This window comes from Curtobacterium sp. SORGH_AS_0776 (assembly GCF_031453355.1).
In the GTDB taxonomy this organism is placed as follows: Bacteria; Actinomycetota; Actinomycetes; order Actinomycetales; family Microbacteriaceae; genus Curtobacterium.
Window position 1 is genome coordinate 1,960,138 of sequence record NZ_JAVIYU010000001.1, and the last position, 20,611, is coordinate 1,980,748.

The 20,611-nt window shown below is 68.6% G+C and carries 22 protein-coding genes and 1 tRNA gene; 14 read left to right on the plus strand and 9 right to left on the minus strand.

Going from position 1 to position 20,611, the window contains the following annotated elements; genetic code table 11:
* Positions 1 to 5: 5 nt before the first annotated feature.
* Positions 6 to 332, minus strand: coding sequence for a hypothetical protein (locus QE359_RS09810; protein WP_071301719.1), 327 nt, complete (start codon positions 330 to 332; stop codon positions 6 to 8).
* A gap of 183 nt (positions 333 to 515) precedes the next feature.
* Positions 516 to 1,547: a LacI family DNA-binding transcriptional regulator gene (locus QE359_RS09815; RefSeq protein ID WP_309779011.1), complete on the minus strand. Its 1,032-nt coding sequence runs from the start codon at positions 1,545 to 1,547 to the stop codon at positions 516 to 518.
* 111 nt (positions 1,548 to 1,658) lie between these two features.
* On the opposite strand from QE359_RS09815, the gene QE359_RS09820 reads away from it, so the two are divergent.
* The 9 genes from QE359_RS09820 to QE359_RS09860 all read left to right on the plus strand — a co-directional run bounded on the left by QE359_RS09820 (position 1,659) and on the right by QE359_RS09860 (position 12,039).
* On the plus strand, positions 1,659 to 2,954 hold the full coding sequence (locus QE359_RS09820) for a sugar ABC transporter substrate-binding protein (RefSeq protein ID WP_309779012.1): 1,296 nt from the start codon (positions 1,659 to 1,661) through the stop codon (positions 2,952 to 2,954).
* On the plus strand, positions 2,954 to 3,832 hold the full coding sequence (locus QE359_RS09825; protein ID WP_309779013.1) for a sugar ABC transporter permease: 879 nt from the start codon (positions 2,954 to 2,956) through the stop codon (positions 3,830 to 3,832). The genes QE359_RS09820 and QE359_RS09825 overlap by 1 nt, the downstream gene beginning before the upstream one ends.
* Positions 3,829 to 4,824, plus strand: coding sequence for a carbohydrate ABC transporter permease (locus QE359_RS09830; protein ID WP_309779014.1), 996 nt, complete (start codon positions 3,829 to 3,831; stop codon positions 4,822 to 4,824). Before QE359_RS09825 ends, QE359_RS09830 begins: the two co-directional genes overlap by 4 nt.
* On the plus strand, positions 4,824 to 6,209 hold the full coding sequence (locus tag QE359_RS09835) for a cellulase family glycosylhydrolase (protein ID WP_309779015.1): 1,386 nt from the start codon (positions 4,824 to 4,826) through the stop codon (positions 6,207 to 6,209). Before QE359_RS09830 ends, QE359_RS09835 begins: the two co-directional genes overlap by 1 nt.
* A 56-nt stretch (positions 6,210 to 6,265) precedes the next feature.
* Complete coding sequence (locus tag QE359_RS09840) at positions 6,266 to 9,265, plus strand: glycoside hydrolase family 38 C-terminal domain-containing protein (protein WP_309779016.1); 3,000 nt, start codon at positions 6,266 to 6,268, stop codon at positions 9,263 to 9,265.
* Between the two features lie 28 nt (positions 9,266 to 9,293).
* Complete coding sequence (locus QE359_RS09845) at positions 9,294 to 10,208, plus strand: endo-beta-N-acetylglucosaminidase H (protein ID WP_309779017.1); 915 nt, start codon at positions 9,294 to 9,296, stop codon at positions 10,206 to 10,208.
* 216 nt (positions 10,209 to 10,424) lie between these two features.
* Positions 10,425 to 10,916: a hypothetical protein gene (locus QE359_RS09850; protein WP_309779018.1), complete on the plus strand. Its 492-nt coding sequence runs from the start codon at positions 10,425 to 10,427 to the stop codon at positions 10,914 to 10,916.
* Positions 10,917 to 11,084: 168 nt separating this feature from the next.
* Positions 11,085 to 11,375 (plus strand): DUF1905 domain-containing protein, encoded by a 291-nt coding sequence (locus tag QE359_RS09855; protein ID WP_070416579.1) that lies wholly within the window; start codon positions 11,085 to 11,087, stop codon positions 11,373 to 11,375.
* Between the two features lie 331 nt (positions 11,376 to 11,706).
* Positions 11,707 to 12,039, plus strand: coding sequence for a hypothetical protein (locus tag QE359_RS09860; RefSeq protein WP_309779019.1), 333 nt, complete (start codon positions 11,707 to 11,709; stop codon positions 12,037 to 12,039).
* Between the two features lie 40 nt (positions 12,040 to 12,079).
* Here the strand turns inward: QE359_RS09860 and QE359_RS09865 are convergent, their stop codons facing one another.
* Positions 12,080 to 12,535, minus strand: a complete 456-nt coding sequence (locus tag QE359_RS09865) for a DUF3761 domain-containing protein (protein WP_309780418.1) — start codon at positions 12,533 to 12,535, stop codon at positions 12,080 to 12,082.
* Between QE359_RS09865 and QE359_RS09870 the strand changes: the two genes are divergently transcribed.
* The gene (locus tag QE359_RS09870; protein ID WP_309780477.1) at positions 12,426 to 12,779 is read left to right on the plus strand and encodes a hypothetical protein; all 354 of its coding nucleotides are present in this window, start codon (positions 12,426 to 12,428) and stop codon (positions 12,777 to 12,779) included. The two genes, QE359_RS09865 and QE359_RS09870, sit on opposite strands and share 110 nt — an antisense overlap.
* Positions 12,780 to 13,049: 270 nt before the next feature.
* Here QE359_RS09870 and QE359_RS09875 read toward each other — a convergent pair whose 3' ends face one another.
* Both QE359_RS09875 and QE359_RS09880 read right to left on the minus strand, forming a co-directional pair.
* On the minus strand, positions 13,050 to 13,286 hold the full coding sequence (locus QE359_RS09875) for a hypothetical protein (RefSeq protein ID WP_309779020.1): 237 nt from the start codon (positions 13,284 to 13,286) through the stop codon (positions 13,050 to 13,052).
* Positions 13,283 to 13,873 (minus strand): transcriptional regulator, encoded by a 591-nt coding sequence (locus QE359_RS09880; RefSeq protein ID WP_071295888.1) that lies wholly within the window; start codon positions 13,871 to 13,873, stop codon positions 13,283 to 13,285. Before QE359_RS09880 ends, QE359_RS09875 begins: the two co-directional genes overlap by 4 nt.
* Positions 13,874 to 14,100: 227 nt before the next feature.
* Here QE359_RS09880 and QE359_RS09885 point away from each other — a divergent pair, with 227 nt between their 5' ends.
* Both QE359_RS09885 and QE359_RS09890 read left to right on the plus strand, forming a co-directional pair.
* The gene (locus QE359_RS09885) at positions 14,101 to 15,270 is read left to right on the plus strand and encodes a hypothetical protein (RefSeq protein ID WP_309779021.1); all 1,170 of its coding nucleotides are present in this window, start codon (positions 14,101 to 14,103) and stop codon (positions 15,268 to 15,270) included.
* Positions 15,267 to 16,952: a glycosyltransferase gene (locus QE359_RS09890; protein WP_309779022.1), complete on the plus strand. Its 1,686-nt coding sequence runs from the start codon at positions 15,267 to 15,269 to the stop codon at positions 16,950 to 16,952. Before QE359_RS09885 ends, QE359_RS09890 begins: the two co-directional genes overlap by 4 nt.
* Positions 16,953 to 17,184: 232 nt before the next feature.
* On the opposite strand, the gene QE359_RS09895 is transcribed toward QE359_RS09890, so the two are convergent.
* The gene (locus QE359_RS09895) at positions 17,185 to 17,922 is read right to left on the minus strand and encodes a DUF2511 domain-containing protein (protein ID WP_309779023.1); all 738 of its coding nucleotides are present in this window, start codon (positions 17,920 to 17,922) and stop codon (positions 17,185 to 17,187) included.
* 78 nt (positions 17,923 to 18,000) lie between these two features.
* On the opposite strand from QE359_RS09895, the gene QE359_RS09900 reads away from it, so the two are divergent.
* Entirely contained in the window at positions 18,001 to 18,198 is a 198-nt protein-coding gene (locus QE359_RS09900) for a hypothetical protein (RefSeq protein WP_309779024.1), read from the plus strand.
* On the opposite strand, the gene QE359_RS09905 is transcribed toward QE359_RS09900, so the two are convergent.
* The 3 genes from QE359_RS09905 to QE359_RS09915 form a co-directional block, all read right to left on the minus strand.
* Positions 18,195 to 18,476: a DUF3892 domain-containing protein gene (locus QE359_RS09905; protein ID WP_309779025.1), complete on the minus strand. Its 282-nt coding sequence runs from the start codon at positions 18,474 to 18,476 to the stop codon at positions 18,195 to 18,197. The two genes, QE359_RS09900 and QE359_RS09905, sit on opposite strands and share 4 nt — an antisense overlap.
* 81 nt (positions 18,477 to 18,557) lie before the next feature.
* Positions 18,558 to 20,006: a hypothetical protein gene (locus QE359_RS09910; RefSeq protein WP_309779026.1), complete on the minus strand. Its 1,449-nt coding sequence runs from the start codon at positions 20,004 to 20,006 to the stop codon at positions 18,558 to 18,560.
* 87 nt (positions 20,007 to 20,093) lie between these two features.
* Positions 20,094 to 20,164 (minus strand) — tRNA-Gly (locus tag QE359_RS09915).
* Positions 20,165 to 20,218: 54 nt separating this feature from the next.
* On the opposite strand from QE359_RS09915, the gene QE359_RS09920 reads away from it, so the two are divergent.
* Positions 20,219 to 20,557 carry a hypothetical protein gene (locus QE359_RS09920; protein WP_309779027.1) on the plus strand — a complete coding sequence of 113 codons (339 nt, stop codon included), beginning with the start codon at positions 20,219 to 20,221 and terminating at the stop codon, positions 20,555 to 20,557.
* The last annotated feature ends 54 nt before the right edge of the window (positions 20,558 to 20,611 follow it).

The following is a 20,611-nucleotide window of genomic DNA, read 5'->3' on the forward strand; positions in this document are numbered from 1 at the left end:
GCAAGTCAATGCGGCGGTGCGTTCTGCGGACTGCGCCGCGTCGCATCCGCGCGCAGGGTGCGGTGCTTCACCGCGGACCGCCACACCCACGCGTTCGCCTGCTGCCCGAACTGCGCCCACTCGACGAGGACGGCGTCGCGGGTCCAGCTCTTCGCGAAGGCCTTCACGCGGACGTGGAACGTGGGGAACTGGACCCACGCCCAGACCGGCACGGGGGTGACGGCGTGGCAGACGTCCGGACCGCGGGCGTCCTCGGAGAGGGAGTAGGCGCGCGGACGCTCGACCTCCGGGTGTTCCGGGGGCTGCCACCGGTTCTCGCGACGCCGTCCCACGAGAGTATTCGAACGTGTGTTCGAACCGGCGTCAAGTCGGCCGCGCTGCCCGTGCGCACGCGGCGCCCAGGATCGGCGTGTCGACGGGCGTACGAGCAGTGTGCGAGGTTCCGCGCACCGTGCGGCGGTCGCGACGTCGCACGGCGGGCGGAACCTCGCACACTGTCCCGCGGGTCGGAGGGATCACGGGCGCACGCGGCCGGTCGACTCCCGGACGCTCAGCGTCAGCGACGGCCCCGGACGCGACGGCAGCGGCGAGCCGGTGTCGATCTGCTCGCGGAGGAGCGTCGCCGCCCGCTGCCCGAGCTCGACCGTGTCACGCGTGAGCGAGGTGATCGACGGCCGCACGAGCCGGACCATCGCCGAGTCGTCGAACGACACGATCGAGACGTCCCCCGGCACGTTCACCCCCATCTCGCTGGCCACGCCCAGTCCGGCGACCGCGAGCACGTCGTTGTCGTACACGATCGCGGTGGGGCGGACACTCCGGGAGAGCAGGGTCCTGGTCGCGCTCGCCCCGGCCTCGGCGGAGTAGTCGGTCGGGATCGACACGGCGTCCTCGAGCCCCTCGGCCGCGGTGAACTCGCGGAGGCGGTCGATCCGCATCGCCGTGTGCTCGAACTCCGGTCGTCCGGCGACGTGCGCGATCCGCCGGTGCCCGAGCGCGTGCAGGTACCGCAGCACGGTGTCGGTCGCGTCGGAGTCGTCGATCCAGACCGTCGGTGCCGCGGGCTCGGCCGAGGGGTGCGACCCGACGACGACGGTGGGCATCCCGAGCTCGGTGAGCAGCGTGAGCCGGTCGTCGTCGCGGCGGGGGTCGATCACGATCACGCCGTCGACCCGGTGTCCGCGCCACCAGTCGCGGTAGGTCTGGAGCTCCTCGGCGGCGTCCCGCGCGACGAGGAGGTTCATGCCGACGTGACTGCCGGCGAGCCCGAGCTGGATCCCCGAGATGAGGTCGCCGAAGAACGACTCGGTGCCGAGTGTTCGGGCCGGCCGGTTCAGCACGAAGCCGATCGACCCGGCCTTCGCACCGCCCAGGGCGCGTGCGGCGGTGTGCGGCTGCCAGTCGAGTTCGCGGGCGATGGCCTGCACCCGCGCGCGGGTCTCGTCGGACACGCCGGGGCGGTCGTTGAGCGCGAACGAGACGGCGCTGATGGACACGCCGGCTCGTGCGGCGATGTCGGCGATCGTCGTGCGACGGTTCTGGGCCACAGGGTTGACTATAACGCTTTAGTCGGAAATCATCGCTCCATTCACACGGATCGGTGACGGGGACTGAACCGGTTCAGCACGACGCGCACCACGACGAAGGAGTCACGAGCGATGAAGAACACCACACGCAGGACGACGGGACGCGCCCTCGCGGTCCTCGCCGGAGCGGCCGTCACGGCCCTCGCGCTGACCGCCTGCTCGAGCGGCAGCAGCGCCGGCAGCGGCGGCGGGAGCGGCAAGGTCGACGGATCGATCACCCTGCAGACCTGGGCGCTGACCCCGACCTACACGGACTACCTCAACGGCGTGATCAAGGACTTCGAGGCGAAGTACCCGGACGCGAAGGTGAAGCTCGTCGACCAGCCCGGCGACGGCTACGCCGACAAGGTCCTCAGCCAGGCGTCGTCGAACTCCCTGCCCGACGTGATCAACCTGCCGCCGGACATCGCCCTGCCCCTCGCCAAGCGCGGCTTCCTGCAGGACGTCGCGAAGGACGACTCGAAGCTCTCGAGCACGTACGTCAAGGGTGCGCTCGCTGCCTACAACTACAAGGGCGTCGACGGCACCTTCGGCTACCCGTGGTACCTCAACACCGACGTCGACTACTGGAACAAGACGATGTTCGAGCAGTGCGGCCTCGACCCGGCGAACCCGCCGAAGACCACGGACGAGCTGTTCGCGCAGGCCGAGACCATGCACCAGAAGTGCCCGGACGACTACCTGATGAGCCGCAAGCCCGGCCTGTCGGACTTCTCGCTCGCCGGCGTCAAGATCATCAACGACCAGGGCACGAAGTTCACCTTCGCGAACTCGTCGAAGGCGGCCGACCTCATCGCGAAGTACGCGAAGGCCTACAAAGAGGGCCTGATGCCCTCGTCCGTCCTGAACACCGACTACCTCGGCAACTCCACCCTGTTCACGCAGGGCAAGGTCGCCTGGACCACCGGTGGCGCCACCGCGATCAGCGACTTCGAGAAGAACAACCCGTCGCTCAAGGGCAACATCGTCGTGTCGTCGGCCCTCGACAACCCGCCGCTGTACGTGCAGGGCCTCAGCGTCAGCGCCAAGAGCAAGCACATCGCCACGGCCGAGGCGCTCGCCGCGTTCATGACGAACGCGAAGAACCAGGAGGCCTTCGCCCACCTGGTGAACATCTTCCCGTCGACCACCTCGTCGCAGTCCGACCCGTACTTCTCGAAGGACGACGGCACCGTCGAGGCCAAGGCCCGCGTGCTCGCCAACGACGCCCTGAAGACGGCGAAGAACCTCAACCCGGTCGAGGCGAACTCGGCGATGACCGACTTCCTCGACCAGCAGATCGCGCTGGCCATGAAGGGCGGCACGACGCCCGAAAAGGCGCTGCAGACCGCGCAGACCAAGATGAACAGCCTGCTGGCGAACAGCTGATGCGCGCCAACCGCTGGTTCACGCCCTGGCTGCTCGTCCTGCCGGCGCTCCTCTGGTTGCTCGCGTTCAGTCTCTGGCCGTCGATCAACACCGTCCGGCTGTCGTTCACGAACGCCAGCCCGCTCGGGGGCGTGAGCCAGTGGGTGGGCCTCGAGAACTTCGAGACGCTGCTCGCCGACCCGCAGGTGTGGGAGGCGCTCCTCAACAGCGTCATCTACATGGCGGTGTGCCTGCCGCTGCTGACGGTGCTCCCGCTGCTCATGGCGGTGCTCGTCGAGCGGAAGCTCCCCGGCATCGCGTTCTTCCGGACCGCGTACTACACGCCGGTGATCGCCAGCGCCGTCGTCGTCGGACTCATCTGGAACTGGATCCTCGACGACCGCGGCGTCATCAACGAGATGGCGCAGTCCCTCGGGATCGTGCAGAGCTCCATCCCGTTCCTCACCGACCGGTGGCTGCTCGTCTTCAGCGCGATCAGCCTGACGGTCTGGAAGGGCCTCGGGTACTACATGATCATCTTCCTGGCGGCCCTCGGGAACGTCGGCAAGGACCTGCACGAAGCCGCGGCCCTCGACGGAGCCGGCTCCGTCCGCCGGTTCTGGTCCGTGACCATGCCCGGTGTCCGGGGGACCATGACCCTCGTCGGCATCCTCGTGTGCGTGAGCGCGCTCCGGGTGTTCAGCGAGCTCTACATCCTCACCAACGGCACCGGCGGACCGGGCGGGCAGGACAACTCGCTCGTCATGCTCATCCAGCAGTACGCCCGCGGTTTCACCGGCAACCTCGGCTACGCGTCCGCCCTGAGCCTCCTGCTCTTCGTCGTGACGCTCATCCCGATGCTCGCCCTCGCCCGGATGAACAGCAAGGCGGACAAGTGACCAACACGACCTCGACCACCGAACCCGTCCTCGGGGGCGCCGCCGGCGCGGCCGCACCCACGCCGGACGTGACCGGCGCGACCGACGGGAGCCGCGCCTCCCGACCGAACGGACGCAACGGGCGCAACGGACGCGACGGACGCAAGCGGCGCCGCGCCGCGTGGGGCGTCATGTCCACCCGCGAGAAGGTGCTCCGCTACGTCCTGCTCGTCGTGGTCCTCTTCGTCACGATCGGGCCGTTCCTCTGGCAGCTGTCGACCTCGCTGAAGGGCACGGGGGAGGACATCTACACGGCGAACCCGTCCTTCATCCCCACGCAGCCGACCTTCGGCAACTACCTGCGGGTGGGCGAGGCGATCCCCGTGTTCGGGTACATCGGCAACTCCCTCGTCGTCGCCGCGATCGACGTGCTCGGCAACATCGTGTTCGCGACCCTCGCGGGCTTCGCGCTCGCCCGGCTGCAGTGGCGCTTCCGAAAGGCCGTGCTCGGGCTCTTCCTGGCCACCCTGGTGCTCCCGGGCGAGGCGACGATCATCTCCCAGTTCGTCACCGTGAAGGACCTCGGCCTCGCCGACTCCCTCGTCGGCGTCGCCCTGCCCGGCATGATCGCGGCGCTCAACGTCCTGCTCATGTTCAACGCGTTCCGGCAGATCCCCGAGGAGATCGACCAGGCAGCCGTGATGGACGGCGCGAACGCCCTGCAGCGGCTCCGGTACATCTCGCTGCCCGCCGTGCAGGGGACCATCGCCGTCATCGCGATCTTCTCGTTCATCGGCGCGTGGGACGACTTCCTCTGGCCGCTCATCGTGCTGCAGTCGCCGGACAAGCTGACGCTGACCGTCGGGCTGCAGTACCTGCAGGGCACCTTCGCGACCGACCAGCGCATGATCGCGGCCGGCACGATGATCGCGTTCATCCCGATCGCGGTGATCTTCGCGATCCTGCAGCGGTTCTTCTTCAAGGGCGTCGAAGAGGGCGGGGTGAAGGGCTGATGCGCTTCGGCGTCAACCACACCCCCTCGGTCGGCTGGTTCCACTCGTGGCTCGACTTCTCGCCGTCGGACACGGCGCGGGACATGGAGCAGATCGCGTCGCTCGGCGCGGACCACGTGCGGATCTTCCCGCTCTGGCCGGTCGTGCAGCCGAACCGGACGCTCATCCGGCAGTCGGCGCTCCGGGACGTCGCGACGGTCGTCGACATCGCGGGCTCGTTCGGGCTCGACGTCAACGTCGACGCGCTGCAGGGGCACCTGTCGAGCTTCGACTTCGTGCCCTCGTGGCTCGAGAGCTGGCACCGCCGGAACATGTTCACCGACCCGGACGTGGTCGCGTCGACGGCGGCCTACGTCGAGGCGCTCGCCGCGTCCGTCGCCGACAAGCCGAACCTGCTCGGGATCACCATCGGCAACGAGGTGAACCAGTTCGCGCACGCGCCGCACCCGACACCGCACGACATCACGGCGGAGCAGGGGCACGCGTGGGCGGCCGCGATGGTCGCGGCAGCGCGGGCCGGGCTGTCGAGTCCGGTCGGCCTGGAGGCGCGGCTCGGCTCGGAGCCGTCCGCCCGCCCCGGCACCGGGTCGCGTCCACGGCCCCTGGTCACCGTCGCGCAGTACGACGCGGCCTGGTACGACGACGCCCAGCCGTTCGGCCCCGAACACGCGGCAGACCACGGCGACGCGACCGTCACGCACTCGTGGGTGTTCAACGGCTCGGCGACCCTGCACGGCGCACTCGGGGCCGGCTCGGTCCGCCACGGCGAGTACCTGCTGCAGCTCGCGAGCGCGTGGAACCGCGACCCCGAGCGCCCGAACTGGCTGCAGGAGGTGGGCGCCCCGACGAACGTGGTCGACCCCGCCGACGCCGCCGCGTTCACCGAGCAGACGATCCGGCACGTGCTGGACGCGCAGCACGTGCTCGGCGTCACGTGGTGGTGCTCGCACGACGTCTCGCGGTCGCTCGCGGACTTCCCGGAGCTCGAGTACGACCTCGGCCTCTTCACGAACGACGGTCGGCTGAAACCGGCGGGTGAGGCCTTCGCCGCCCTCGCCCGCGAGCACGGCACCCGCGGTCGGGCCGACACGACCGGTGCCGTGTCCGCGCCGCCGACCACCGCCCTCGTGCTGGACGACGTGCTCGCGGACGGCACCGCACGCGGCGGCCTCCGGGCCGACTGCGCGCCGGGAGGCCGGTTCGCCGCCGCCTGGCTCGACCTCGCCTCGACGGCCCCGGACGGACGCGGCCCCCAGGTGGTCCTGCGCTCGCGGGTCGACGACCACGCGCTGCTCGCCGCCCGGGGCATCACCCGGTGCGTCGACGTCCCCGAGGACACCGCCACCGAGCTCCTGTCGGTGGCCCACCCGGCCACGATGGCCTGAGCCGCACACCCCGCACACCCGCACGTCCAGCACCACCGCACGACAGGAAGGTCTCCATGCACGACGACATCCCCCTCACCACCGGCCGGGCGCGACGCGTCCTCGACGAACGCATCCTGCCGGCGGTGCACGCCACCGCGACGCCGCTCGACACCGCGTGGCACGAGCTGCCGGGGGAGCCGATCGCGCCCGCCGCCGGGCTCGCGCTCGAGTTCACGCCGTACGAGGTGGGCACGACGTGGGGTGCCGCGTGGGGGACGACGTGGTTCCGGCTGACCGGGACCGTGCCGGACGAGTGGGCCGGCCGCCGTGTGGAGGCCGTCGTCGACCTCGGCTTCGACAAGAACATGCCGGGGTTCCAGTGCGAGGGACTCGTCTACCGCGCGGACGGCACGCCCGTGAAGTCGATCAACCCCCGGAACCAGTGGGTGCTCGTCGCGGAGCAGGCCGTCGGCGGCGAGACCGTCGAGCTCTTCGTCGAGGCGGCGTCGAACCCCGTCCTGCTCGACTACCACCCCTTCCTCCCGACGCAGGAGGGCGACGTCCAGACCTCGTCGTCGACGCGCCTCTACACGAGTCGCCGGATGGACCTCGCCGTCTTCGAGTCCGAGGTGCACGAACTCGCGCTCGACATCGACGTCCTGCTCGAACTGCAGGCCGAGCTCCCGGAGGGGCCGCGGCGGATGCGGATCCTGCAGGCGCTCGACGACGCCCTCGACCGGCTCGACCTGCAGCACATCGCCGCGACCGCCCCCGAGGCCCGAGCGGCCCTCGCGGACGTCCTCGCCGCGCCCGCCGATGCCTCCGCCCACACGATCTCCGCCGTCGGGCACGCGCACATCGACTCCGCCTGGCTCTGGCCGGTCCGCGAGACGATCCGCAAGGTCGCCCGCACCACCTCGACGATGACCGAGCTCATCGACCAGACCGACGACTTCCTGTACGGCATGTCGAGCGCGCAGCAGTACGCGTGGATCAAGGAGCACCGGCCCGAGGTCTACGCCCGGGTCAAGGCCGCCGTGGCGGCCGGACGCTTCCTGCCGATCGGCGGCATGTGGGTCGAGTCCGACACCGTGATGCCGACGGGCGAGAGCATCGTCCGCCAGTTCTCGCAGGGGCAGCGGTTCTTCGAGCGCGAGTTCGGGATCCGGCCGAAGGGCGTCTGGCTGCCGGACAGCTTCGGGTACTCCCCGGCACTGCCGCAGCTCATGCGTCGCGCGGGCTTCGAGTGGTTCTTCACGCAGAAGATCTCGTGGAACCAGGTGAACAAGTTCCCGCACCACACCTTCCTCTGGGAGGGCATCGACGGGTCGCGGGTGTTCTCGCACTTCCCGTCGATGGACACCTACAACTCGCGGCTGTCCGGCAGCGAGGTCGCGAAGGCCTCCCGGCAGTTCCGCGAGAACCGGCTCGCCTCGGGGTCGATCGCGCCGGTCGGCTGGGGCGACGGCGGCGGCGGTACGACCCGCGAGATGACCGGCACGGCGAAGCGCCTCGCCGACCTCGAGGGGAGCGCGAAGGTCCGCTGGGAGCACCCGGACACGTTCTTCGACCGGGCGAAGTCCGAGCTGACCGACCCGCCGGTGTGGGTGGGGGAGCTCTACCTCGAGCTGCACCGTGCGACCCTGACCAGCCAGCACGGCACGAAGCAGGGCAACCGCCGTTCCGAGCAGCTCCTCATCGAGGCCGAGCTCTGGGCCACGACCGCCGCGGCCCGGACCGAGTACGAGTACCCGTACGACGAGCTCGACGCGCTCTGGCAGCAGGTCCTGCTCCAGCAGTTCCACGACATCCTGCCGGGGACCTCGATCGCGTGGGTGCACCGCGAAGCGGTCGCGAAGTACGCCGAGACGGACCGCGCCCTGACCGCGATCATCGACCAGGCGCTGTCGGCGCTCGCCGGTACCGGGGACGCGGCCGTCGTCGTGAACCCGGCCCCGTTCCTCCAGGCCGGCGCACCCGCGCAGGGCGCGGTCCTGGCGACCGACGTGCCGGAGCCGACCGCCGTGGGACTGACCGAGGAGGACGGCGGGTACGTGCTCGCCAACGACCTCGTCCGGGTCGTCGTCGACGCGCAGGGGCTCGTGACGAGCGCCGTCGACCGGGCGACCGGGCGTGAGGCGATCGCTTCCGGGCAGGCGGCGAACCTGCTGCAGCTGCACCAGGACTTCCCGAACATGTGGGACGCGTGGGACGTCGACCGGTACTACCGGAACCGGGTCGAGGACCTCGTGTCGGTCACCGGGCTGCACGGTTCGGTCGACGCTGACGGCGTCGCGCGCGTCGTCGTCGAGCGGGCGTTCGGCGACTCGACGGTCCGGCAGGAGCTCGTGCTCGCGCCGGACTCCCGCACCCTCGAGTTCGACCAGATGACCGACTGGCACGAGACCGAGAAGTTCCTCAAGGTCGCGTTCCCGCTCGACGTCCGCGCCGAGCACACCGTCGCCGAGACGCAGTTCGGGGCGCAGAAGCGGGTGACGCACACGAACACCTCGTGGGAGGCCGCGAAGTTCGAGACCTCGATGCACCGCTACGTGCTCGTGTCCGAGCCGGGCTTCGGCGTCGCCCTCGTGAACGACTCGATCCACGGGTTCGACACCACGCGCGACGCCGTCGACGGGCACGTGACCACCACCGTGCGGCTCTCACTGCTGCGGGCACCGCGGTTCCCCGACCCCGAGACCGACCAGGGCGTGCAGACGCACCGGTACGGGATCGTCATCGGCACCGACCAGCTCGGGGCGACGGCGGCCGGCGTGGTCATGAACGCCGCTGCACGGGTGACCACCGGTGGGCACGGGTTCGACCCGCTCGTGCAGGTCTCCGGGGACGTCGTGCTGTCGAGCGTCAAGCTCGCCGACGACCGGTCCGGCGACCTGGTCGTGCGGGTGTACGAGCCGTCCGGGCAGCGGGGGACCGGCGGGATCGTGGTCGACGGGCCGTTCGGTCCGGGGGCGGAGGTCACCTTGCTCGAGGAGCCGCTGACCCAGACGGACGCAACCTCGTTCGCCATCGACGCCTACGAGGTACGGACCTTCCGCTTCCCACACAACTGAACGACCGACCCATTCAAGGAGGAATGTGATGAAGAAGACGATGAAGTTCGGCATCGTGGCGGCCATCGCCGCGATGGTGGCGGCACCACTCGTGCCGTCCGCAGCGTCGGCTGACCCGGCGCGAGCAACCGCGTCTGCGACCAGCGCGACGAAGTCCGGGCCCACGAGCATCGCGTACGTGGAGGTCAACAACGACCAGCTCGCGAACGTCGGCCGTTACCAGCTGGCGAACGGGGCGAACGCGTTCGACGTGGCGATCATCTTCGCCGCGAACATCAACTGGAACGGCTCGAAGGCCGTCCTGTACAACAACGACAAGGTGCAGGCGACGCTCGACGATGCGGCGACGCAGATCAAGCCGCTGCAGGCCAAGGGCATCAAGGTCTCGCTGTCGATCCTCGGCAACCACCAGGGCGCCGGGATCGCCAACTTCCCGACCCAGGCAGCCGCCGCGGACTTCGCGTCCCAGGTCACCGCCACGGTCACGAAGTACGGCCTCGACGGGGTCGACCTCGACGACGAGTACTCGGACTACGGCGCGAACGGCACGCCGCAGCCGAACCAGCAGTCGATCGGCTGGCTCATCACCGCGCTCCGTGCCCAGATGCCCGGCAAGCTCATCTCGTTCTACGACATCGGCCCGGCGTCGTCGTCGCTCTCGTCGTCGAGCAGCACCATCGGCTCGAAGCTCGACTACGCCTGGAACCCGTACTACGGCACCTACTCGGCGCCGTCGATCCCGGGCCTCGGGAAGGCGAAGCTGTCCGCCGCCGCGGTGGACATCCAGAACACGGCGCAGTCCACCGCAGTGTCGCTCGCACAGCGCACGAAGGCCGACGGGTACGGCGTCTTCATGACGTACAACCTGCCGGACGGTGACGTCTCGTCGTACGTGTCGTCGATGACGCAGGTGCTCTACGGGCAGGCCGCGTCCTACCACTGAGGTCGAGTCCGGTGCGGCGGCTCGCGCCCCGCGTCTCCTCGGCACGGTCCAGGAGGCGCGGGGCGCGTCCGTCCCGTCCCTCGCCTCCTCCATTGCGGATCACCGCATCTCTCGCCCCCAGAAGGGGAGGTTCGGTCGGGTTTGGATGCGCGGCGTCGCTATCGTGAGCGAACCCGAAGCTTCGACAGAGGCTCACCAACGAGAGACCGCATCACCATGATCCCGAAGAAGGCGCTCGTCGCCGTCGCGGCTGCAGGAGCCATCGTCGTCCTCCTGGCCGGCTGTTCGACCCTCTCGACGTCCGAGAAGACCCCCGAGGCGGTCCGCGCGACAGGCACGTCCTCCCCGACACCTTCCCCGACGCCAGAGGCGATCAATCCTCCCGAGCTCGCCGGGGAGTGGAAGCAGAACAACTCCGCGAGTGCTGACGGTTGGATGACGGCCACCATCACCGCGAACACGATCACGGCGAACTTCGTGACCAACGGGGGCGACACGACATCCCTGTTCTGGGCAGGCAGCTTCACCCCGCCATCGGACGACTCGTCGCCCTACGTCTGGACCTCGACCCGCGACGAGGCCGCCACCGAGTCTGCCCTGCTTGCATCAACCGATGCCACGAAGGACTTCTCCTACGAGGACAGCGAGATCAGTTTCCCGGTCACGATCGCCGGAAGTACCGCGACGGTCCGGATGTCACGGGAGTGAGCTGAAGAGAGGCCAGCACCACGGTGGTCCTGGCCGCAGTCGCTGGAGCAGGATCTGCACGTGCGCGCAGACCGTTCTGGTTCGCGGAACCCGGGAACCGTGAACCGGAACGGCCACGAACGCGGCCGAACCCGCCCGTCCGCATGCGGACCGCCGTACGATCGCGACGTGGAGCTCCAGTTCACCGGCGAGGTCATCGAGTGGCGCGGTCCGGCGCCGTTCTTCTACGCCGTCGTGCCGCCGGACGCCGCCGAGGTGATCCACGACCTCGCGCCGATGCTCACCTACGGCTGGGGCGTGATCCCCGCCCGCGTGACGATCGGGTCGGTGACCTGGACGACCTCGCTCTTCCCGAAGGACGGCGGGTACCTCGTGCCCCTCCGGGCAGCGGAACGTCGTCGCGCGGGTGTCGAGCTGGGCGACGAACCGGCGATCACCCTCGAGCTCGCGGGCCCCTGACACTCCTCCACAGCGTGGGCGGTCACGGACCAGCTCCACAATGTCTCCCGCCGACGTTCGGCACTTCCTCTTCGCTCCCTACCGTCGCAGGCAGTGGAGGGGAGGTGCCGATGGTCGAACGGCCACGACATCCCAAGAAGGAGATCGAGCACGTCATGCGCACCGCCGAAGCGCGAGGGTGGCGCTTCGTGAAGGGGCGGAAGTACTACAAGGCGTACTGCCCGTGTGGTGTGCACCTGCACACGGTCCACATGACGCCGTCGAACCCCTGGTACGTTGTGCATCTGAAGTATCGGCTCGCGCGAACAGACTGCTGGGACAGGAGAACGTCATGACGAACTACCTCGTACGCGTCGAGTGCGCAATGTTGTTCGGAGCGGCGGACGACATCCGGGCCGAGCTCACGACGGACTTCGACGTCATCGGCGAGGCGCTGTTCGATCTTGAAGACGTCCACGATCAGGATCTGACCGCCGACCTCACGACCGGCACCCTCACCTTCTCGATCGGTGTGGTCGCCGACGACGAGTTCGGTGCGCTCGATCGTGCGCTCGGCGCCGTCAGGACGGCGCTGCACGCCGCCGGCCGAGGTACGCCCGGATGGGAGCGGCACTACCGGATGCTGCGGCAGGAAGTCGAAGAGGAGCCGGTGGCTGCGCTCTAGGCGTTGTGCGGCATGGGGTGGCCCTGTCAGCCGTACTGCCTCACAGCCAGACGGCGACGCCGCCGTGGGATGAGCACGTTCCTCGTCGGGACTGGCTGAAGCTGTACGTGCCGTCACCACACTTGGCCGTGGCGCCGGCAGGCGCGCTCGAAGCGACTTCGGGGCGACAGACCGTTGTGCCTGCGGTGTTGACGTAGCTACCGTTCGTGCATGTCGGTGCTTCGGGTGCGGCCGGCGCGACGGGGGCGACGTAGGTTCCGACCGTGGTGACCTGTGTCACCGGTGGGGTGGTGACCCGATCGCTCCTCAGGACTCGTCCGGTCTCCACACCGTCGGTGTAGGTGACAACGTACGTCTTTGTATTGACACCGCGCACCCCTGGCGTCGTGACCGACGTCGTGCCTCGAGCCAGGGTCGAGCTCTCCACTGTGGTGGAGTCAAATGAGATCCGTGAGGTCTCGGTCACCGTCTCCGTCGTCACCACCGGCGTGGGCATGGGGGTGGGTGTGTGCGTCACCGTGGATGTCGGCGTAGCGGAGTTCGTCGGCTTCGTGTGCGCCGTTGAGCTCGGGGCCGTCACAGAGGCGAGCTGCGCCGGTGCTTCCGGCAACGGGTGGGTCGCGCCGTACGCAGAGGTCGACCCGATCAGCGCCGCCAAGGCGATGCCCGCACCGATCGCAGCAGTCGCGCGCTTCCGTGGCATCCGCAGCCACGTCGAGCGTCGGAAGGTGACACCGTAGAGCATCGTGGGGAACACGATGAGGGCGACCATCATCAGCATCCCCCAGACCCCTGTCGATGCCAAGCCGGCGAAGGCGAGGATGGCGGTACCCACGATGCCGAGCCACGTGATGATCGGTACTCGACGCCGAGCGCGTCGGGCGATCGGACTTGTGGACGGGCGGGTGTTCGACACTGAGCTCCTTGGTGCGGCGAGGGACGCTCAAGTATGCAAGAGGTGACTCAGGCGTCCCATCCCCAGTTCTGGGTGGTTTCCCGAGACGGCCGGGTCACCAGCGCCGACGGAGCTCGGCCGCGACCAGGTCGGTCGTCGTGCTCGTGATCGCCGGGGCCCGCTCACCGAGCGCGCGACGGAGGGCGCGTTCGCGGGCCGTGACGGCTCGGAGAGCACGGCGTTCGGCGTGGCGGAGGCTCCAGCGGACGAGCGCGGTGCCGAGTCGGTTGGTCAGGACCTCGACCGGCGAGATCGGCGGGACCGGGAGCGTGCGGGGCTGGTAGGTGGTCACGGTGTCGGCTCCTCGTCGATGATCGGGACGCTGCGGACCTGGGCGAACACACGACGGACGCCCTCGGGCAGATCGGCGGCCTGCCCGCGGATGGCGCGGTACCGCTCGATGACGGCCTCGAACTCCCGCCACATCGCGCCGTACTCATCGGGCGTCAGGGCCACGTAGGTCGACGACCCCGAGACGCCACGCCAGTCGGCCGGGACGGTGTCGGGGTCACGGGTGGTCCACTCGCGCACCAGGTCGTTCTCGGCGTCCATCACGGCGAGGCTCGCGAGCTGCGTCGCCGTCTGCTGCGCGGGGGAGGCCGGGCCCTCGTCGGGGCTGCCGATGCTGATCCGACCGGCGGTGCGTTCCCACCAGCGCTCGCGGGCGTTGCCGCGGTCGGGGAGCTCGTGGACGAACCCGTGGCGCTCGAGCTGCCGGAGGTGGTAGCTCGTCGAGCCGCTCGACTCGCCCAGCTTCGCGCCGAGCGACGTCGCGGTCGAGGGGCCGTTCTGGGAGAGCAGGTCGAGCAGGCGCGCCCGGAGCGGGTGCGCCAGCGCCTTGAGGGCGGCGACGTCGAGGATGCGGGTCTCGTCGGTCATGGCTCCACCGTACACCGCAAAGACTTGTTTGCAAACAGTACGTTGCAAACAAGTCTTTGCCGATGGCCCATGCCCGGCATTGTGGACGGGAAGGGGAATTCCCCCCGGATGGGTCACAAGTGGGCCGTAATGAGGACAAGTTTGTACCCCATTCGTGGTCTGTCGGCGGAACGGTCCGTGCACTGGGATGGAGGGGCTCGTACGTCTGCTCACCCGAAGGAGCACGCATGACCGTCTCGGTTCCCCGACGCATCGTCGTCTCGACGCCAGCGCGTTCGGTTTCCCGCGCCGCCCTCCGGCCGCTCCCTGCGTCCACGACGCGTTGGCTGCTCCGCGCGGCTTTCGCGCTGCCCTACGTGACGGTGGCACTGCTCACCGTCGGCGCCGCGACGACTCCGCAGCTCGCTGCCACCGGCAACCAGGCCACCCTGGACCGGGCGACCGCCGCGCTCGACGGAGGAGTGGTCCAGGCGATCGGCCAGCTCTACCCACTGCTCTCCGGCGTCCTGCTGCGGTTCCTGCCGTTCGGCGTGCACGGCGCCGCGGTGCTCGGGGGTGTCGCGGCAGGTGTCTTCCTCCAGGTCCTCGCACAGGCGATGCTCCGGCGCGGTGTCCGGATGCGCAAGGTCGTCGTGTTCACCATCGCGCTCGGGGCGAACCCCCTCTACGCGTTCGTGGCACTGAACGACCTGCAGGCCTTCCTCGGCATCGCGCTCTTCGCCGTCGCACTGACGGACATGGTGCGGTTCTCGTCCTACGGCGACACGCAGGCTGGCTTCCGGGCCGGGCTGTCGCTCATGCTCTCGACGCTGCTCGACCCGATGGGACTCGTCTACGTCGTCGTCGCAGCCGTGACGGTCCCGCTGCTCGAGGTGGCCCGGCAGGGGCAGCACGGGCTCCGGCGCGCGAACACGATGGTCCTCGTCTTCCCGAGCGTCGCGGTCCTCGGCTCCGTGGCCGTCCTCGACCTGCTCGTCCTGCGGGATCCGTTCGCGGCCCTCCGGCGCACCGTGAGCCTCGACCCCCAGCGTCTGGCGGTCCTGGACCACCTCTTCACCTCGTTCGACGGGCTCCTGCTCGGTGCCATGGTGCTGGCCGGGTGCCTGCTCGCCCTCCTCGTGCACCGCCCGGGGGCGATCGCGATCGTGTTCGTCCTGTTCGCCGGGATCCTCGCCGGGTACGCGATCGGCCTGATCCCGGCTGCGACCGCTGGCAACACCTTCGTGACGATGCTCGCGGTCGCGGTGGCGATCCTGCCCCGAGCGACGACCCGGACCACGAGCGTGCTGATCACCGTGCTCGCGGCGCTGCAGATCCCGCTCGCCTGGGCAGCGGCGTTCCAGCGCGAGGTCGTCCTCGAGTGGATGCACGTCCTCGTCGCGGCGGTGGCCTCGTGACCGCGCTCGTGCCGACCGACGCTCCCACGGCGGCCCCGCGTCACCGCGGCGCGGACACCGACTGGCGACCCGTCCACCGGTGCTCGGTCCGTCGGCACGTCGACGAGGGCTGGGTCGCCTCGGCCCGGGTCCGTGACGGCGTGCTCGTGCTCACCAGCGGTCGGTCGGACCCCGACGTGCTGCGGGCGGCGCTGACCGAGGAGTTCGGCGAGCCCGTCGTGCTCCGGACCGTCGACGAGTCCGTCGTCCGCCAGCGCATCATGTGGGAGCTGGACGACGAGCTCGCGGACATCGCCGCGCACGACCTCGCCCGCACGAACCCGGCGATGTCGGCACGCACGGTGCTGTCGCGCGGACAGCAGGTCGGCGGTGCCGCGGCCCTGCTGGTGTTCGTCCTCTGCCTCGTCCTCGCCCCAGGCACCACGGCCGCGATCGCGACGGCGGTCCTCTCGCTCGGCTTCCTCGCCGGGATCGTCTTCAAGTTCTGGGTGTCGATGGTCGGGGCGCGGTTCGACCTCGTCGAGCAGGTGTCGACCGCGGACATCGAGGCGCTCGACGAATCGACCCTGCCGACGTACACCGTGCTCGTGCCCGTCTTCCGCGAGGCGAACATCGTGCACGACCTGGTGCGCAACCTCGAAGTGCTCGACTGGCCGAAAGACCGGCTCGAGGTCCTCGTGCTCGTGGAGGCCGAGGACCACGAGACGCGACAGGCCGTCCTCGACGCGAGCCCGCCGCCGTGGATGCGCGTCGTCATCGTCCCCCCGGGCACGCCGCAGACGAAGCCCCGCGCGTGCAACGTCGGACTCGCCATCGCGCGCGGCGAGTACGTCGTGATCTACGACGCCGAGGACCGTCCCGACCCGGACCAGCTCAAGAAGGTCTTCGTGTCGTTCGGCCGCGCCGGTGCCGACACCGTGTGCGTGCAGGCTGCCCTGAGCTACTTCAACGCCGACGAGAACGCCCTCACCCGGATGTTCACGCTCGAGTACTCCTACTGGTTCGACTACATGCTCGCCGGGCTGGACGCCCGGAACCTCCCGATCCCGCTCGGCGGCACCTCGAACCACTTCCGCACCGAGCTCCTGCGCGAGCTCGGTGGCTGGGACCCCTACAACGTCACCGAGGACGCCGACCTCGGGATCCGTGCGTCCGCCGTGGGCTACCGCGTGTCCGTCGTCAACTCCACGACCATGGAGGAGGCGAACACGTCGATCCCGAACTTCGTGCGGCAGCGGTCGCGGTGGATCAAGGGCTACATGCAGACCGCCCTCGTGCACGCCCGCCGACCCCGCGCGCTCGTCCGAGAGATCGGGGTGCGCCGCGCCGCCGCGTTCACGCTGCTCATCGCGGGGACGCCGCTGACGTTCCTCGGGATGCTGCCCGGGATCGTCGTCACCATCGCGACGTTCGTGCTCCCGAGCTCGTGGACGGCGCCGGTGTTCCCGACGCCCGTGCTCTGGCTCTGCGTGCTCGACTTCCTGCTCGGCAACGCGACGATGATCTACCTCACCATGATGGGGCCGTACAAGCGTGCGCGCTTCGACCTGATGGGGTGGGCGCTGCTCAACCCGTTCTACTGGGTCCTGCACTCGATCGCGGCGTACAAGGGCCTCTGGCAGCTGATCACGCGCCCGCACTACTGGGAGAAGACCGAGCACGGACTCACGAAGACGACCTGAGCCGGACGGGAACCGGAGGGGATGACGGGAATCGAACCCGCGTGGCCAGTTTGGAAGAACGTCCCTCATTCATTACCAGCACAAACCGACGTGAACCGTTCCGGCCCTCATTGGGCCGTTCTCGCCCGTATTTTCGGACATTCACGAGGGCTACGGTGGTTCACGTCGGTTCGGCTCGGGTAGGGGCGGCGGAGCGCGGTTGGTGTCGCTTCCTGACGGGGTGCGGTTCTCCCTACTTGCAGAGCTTCAGCCCAGCGTCGATCACCGGAGAAATGTTGATCTTCAGGCCGCTAACGTTCGGGTCGGGTGCCCAGATCGGATCAATCTCCGGGTAGGAGGTGTGGGCCTGCGCGGTGCCGTTGACTGCGTAGCGGGTACCGTCCGGGGCGTCGAGCGTCACGACGTTGAGGTCCATCCCGCCCGCCGTGATGATCTTGCATCGGACGACCGCGTACGGCACCGTCAGCGGCCACTCGTCACCGAACTTCGTGCTGACGAGGAGGCCCTTCTTCTTCTTGAGCTTTTTGGGCACGTCGACCTTTGCTGCGGGCGTCGCCGCCACGGGTGCGTAGTCGGCGCACAGGCCGTCCTGCGGGACGCCGAGCTTGACCTTGCCGGTCTTCTTCTTCTTCGGGAACTTGACCACGACGTACCCGGCGTTACCGCCCTTGTCGTCGGGCCCGCCGCCAGGGGCCCACGTGCGGTCCACGCAGATCACTCGCTTGCTGACCTTGACCCCGTTGACGGTCAAACCCTCCCAGATCGGCGCGTCCGGCAGTTCAGCGAGGACCAGCTTCTCGGCTTTCTGGATCCGCTTCGACTTCTTAGGCGTCGCTGTGGGTGTCGACTCGCTTGCTGAAAGTGTCTGCTCTGGAGCGGCCGAAGCCGCACCCGATGGGAACGCGCCGGAGCTCGCCACGATGCTGACTGCCGCGATAGCCATGACGGCGAAGGAAACGTGCTTGTTCACACAAAGCAGAGTATGGCTCAGAGCCTACCCTCGATAGCCCTAGTCTGCGGGTCTCGCGGCCTGTTTGGTCTGCTGCACATGCGCTTCCAAGACCTGCGCCACACGTACGCCTCGCTCGTGCTCGCCGCGGGCTTCAAGCCGTACGAGGCCAGGCGGTGGATGGGGCACGCCTCGGTCTCCATGAATGACACCATCTATGGGCACCTGTATCCGACCGACTACGACGACCAGATCGCCCGCTTTGAAGCGTTAGTTGCGGCCCGCTGGCCGGGCTAGAACGTCGGCAGGTTGACGAGGTTGTTCGTCCACTTGCCGTCGGCGTAGGTGCGGAGGTACGGAGCCCCAGATTCGGGGCGAACCACCCCAACAGGAACACGCGTCGAACCGACACCGACATAGGCCGTTGCGTTCTTTTGTTCGAGGAAAGCCACCATCGTGGACTTGTCGTTGTCGCCGGTCTTACCGTTTGCGGGGTTGACCCAGCGGTACTTCACGATGCTCGACTCAGTCTTCGTCGTCCCGCCGAAGCGGACGTGTGTGATCTGTACGGTCATGTTGGCTCCAACCTTCGTGAACGCCCCTCTGGCGACTCAGTGAGAGTGTGTCACCTACCGCCGACGATGACTGTGCCCGATTCAACTTCCACCACGACCCACCTGTTGGTCGCGATCCTCGCTCGTCACCTCATCCCACACGCCCTCCTCCGTCACTCGCACCCCGACGCTCTCGAACCGCTGCCGAATGCCCCAGAGCTCGTCACCGTTGCGGTAGGGCTCGAGAAGTTCGTCGCCCTTACCCGTCAGGTGAAGAGCTAGAAGCCGAACGAGCAAGCTGTTGACCGAGCTGACCAAGTACGTGTGCTCCGAGTTGGGGAAGTCACCCCGGTCCGCGTGCTTGACGTCGTTGTAGTTGTTCGCGATCGCCCGAGCGAGCCCCACATCGCTGACCACATGCTTGCCCCAGTCGACCTGCAGCAGGTCCAAGCACCTGTAGATGTTCGTGGCGGTGGATGGACGGCCACGCCCGTAGGTCTCCTTCTCCCCGGGCCGTTCGCCGATCATCGCCCCTGCCGCTTCGAGGCTCATTGACGTCGAAATGACCCGGTCTTCGATGAAGGCCCGCTTCCGGCTCAACACTCCAGCGCTCGGAAGGATGAAGCGGCTCCAGGCGTCGTACTGCGTCGACCACTCGGAAAGCCCGTCCGGCCCGATCTGCTGCAGATGAGCGATGGCTCGTCCGAGCTCCTTACGAGAAGGGGCAGGTGTGAATCGCTCGCGCACGGTTCGTTCGGAGATGAGTTCCACGAATGGGTGGTGATAGACCCTCCCGTCCATCATCCTCGACGCGAACCGTTCGTCTTGAACCTTGTGCTCTCGGAACGAGATCTGACGCCCGTAGAGGAACACGAGCAGCGAAGCGACTTTGCGTTGCTCTGCGAAGTGGTCGAAGAACGAGCGAGGGCCGTCATCGAATTGACTCTCGAGAACTACGTTGTCCGACAGCTCCACCGCGCGGTTGTAGCCGTCGGTACGCTCCTCCACCCTCCACTCGGCGCGGAGAGTCAGTGTCGCGTCGCAGTGACGCCACTGCACCTCCTCGGGCGAGCGGAGCTTGTAGGTCACCGCTTGGACTCGGTGCTCGTCATCCGTCTCGCGCTCATCAGTAGTCGCTGACAGGCGAGTCCATTCGTTGAGTCCGTCGAGGCGGCTGCGCACGGTCTGCACCCGAAGTTCATCGGCCAGCTCGCCATCTCGCGACGCCAACACAGTCTCCGCGGGCTTGAGCTTCCCGAGCGACACGTTCCTACCCATGTTCTCGGAGTGCCCGTTCCAGCGGTTGCCAAAGAAGCTGATGGGACCGTCGGCCGTATGAAGCACCAGGTTCGTGGGAGCGGTCTCGTCGCGGAACCACTCCTGCACGTGTTTGAACTGCCCGGCTTCGTCGTAACTGACGTATGGGACTTCGAGTCGAACGCCGTGCTGTTCCGATAGATCCAGAATCGCTGCCTGGAAAGGAGTGTCTGGGACCCCGTCAACGAGATGTCCCGTGAGCCTGTCGCCCAAAGTGAGCTTATCTATCGCCATAGCCGCAGCCTAAATGCGACCACCGACGAGGAGTTTGGCCTGAACGTCCGCTGCCCGTACGGGCCTACTTCCCAGTAGCCACAAGGGAGGGGATGACGGGAATCGAACCCGCGTGGCCAGTTTGGAAGACTGGGGCTCTACCATTGAGCTACATCCCCGCGCCTGCGCACCAGGCGCAGCCCGACCATCGTAGCGGACGAACGAGCACCGACATGTCACCACGTACCGTGTCGTCCCGGGTCGTGCTCCCGCCGAGCGACCGGGATGCCCGGCGGATCAAGCGCTCGCGCGTGCTCTCCTACGTGCTGGTCGTCCTCGCCGCGATCGTCCTCTCGTTGCGGCCGGAGCTGTTCGGCGACCCACAGACCCAGCCCGCGCACGCGCTCCTGCACGCGTGGCGCATCGTCGCCGGCGTCCTGCTCGCGGTGGCCGCGCTCGGCGTGCAGGTCGTCGTCGGCGTGCGGTGGCGGACGGGCCTGCGACGACGCGCGCAGGACGACGCCGAAGACGGCTCCGAACCTACCGGGAACCGCGCGCCCGGGGACCGCTAGACTCATCGGCGTCGCATGCGCCCTACCGGCGTGCGCGGACACCCCTGGCCCAGT

Bases quoted from the DNA above. Each gene is read 5' to 3' on its own strand.
- QE359_RS09840 (WP_309779016.1), top strand. From the start codon at position 6,266: ATGCACGACGACATCCCCCTCACCACCGGCCGGGCGCGACGCGTCCTC.
- QE359_RS09825 (WP_309779013.1), top strand. From the start codon at position 2,954: ATGCGCGCCAACCGCTGGTTCACGCCCTGGCTGCTCGTCCTGCCGGCG.
- QE359_RS09900 (WP_309779024.1), top strand. From the start codon at position 18,001: ATGCGCTTCCAAGACCTGCGCCACACGTACGCCTCGCTCGTGCTCGCC.
- QE359_RS09905 (WP_309779025.1), bottom strand. From the start codon at position 18,476: ATGACCGTACAGATCACACACGTCCGCTTCGGCGGGACGACGAAGACT.
- QE359_RS09920 (WP_309779027.1), top strand. From the start codon at position 20,219: ATGTCACCACGTACCGTGTCGTCCCGGGTCGTGCTCCCGCCGAGCGAC.
- QE359_RS09865 (WP_309780418.1), bottom strand. From the start codon at position 12,535: ATGCCCACGCCGGTGGTGACGACGGAGACGGTGACCGAGACCTCACGG.
- QE359_RS09850 (WP_309779018.1), top strand. From the start codon at position 10,425: ATGATCCCGAAGAAGGCGCTCGTCGCCGTCGCGGCTGCAGGAGCCATC.
- QE359_RS09880 (WP_071295888.1), bottom strand. From the start codon at position 13,873: ATGACCGACGAGACCCGCATCCTCGACGTCGCCGCCCTCAAGGCGCTG.
- QE359_RS09845 (WP_309779017.1), top strand. From the start codon at position 9,294: ATGAAGAAGACGATGAAGTTCGGCATCGTGGCGGCCATCGCCGCGATG.
- QE359_RS09910 (WP_309779026.1), bottom strand. From the start codon at position 20,006: ATGGCGATAGATAAGCTCACTTTGGGCGACAGGCTCACGGGACATCTC.
- QE359_RS09835 (WP_309779015.1), top strand. From the start codon at position 4,824: ATGCGCTTCGGCGTCAACCACACCCCCTCGGTCGGCTGGTTCCACTCG.
- QE359_RS09820 (WP_309779012.1), top strand. From the start codon at position 1,659: ATGAAGAACACCACACGCAGGACGACGGGACGCGCCCTCGCGGTCCTC.
- QE359_RS09860 (WP_309779019.1), top strand. From the start codon at position 11,707: ATGACGAACTACCTCGTACGCGTCGAGTGCGCAATGTTGTTCGGAGCG.
- QE359_RS09885 (WP_309779021.1), top strand. From the start codon at position 14,101: ATGACCGTCTCGGTTCCCCGACGCATCGTCGTCTCGACGCCAGCGCGT.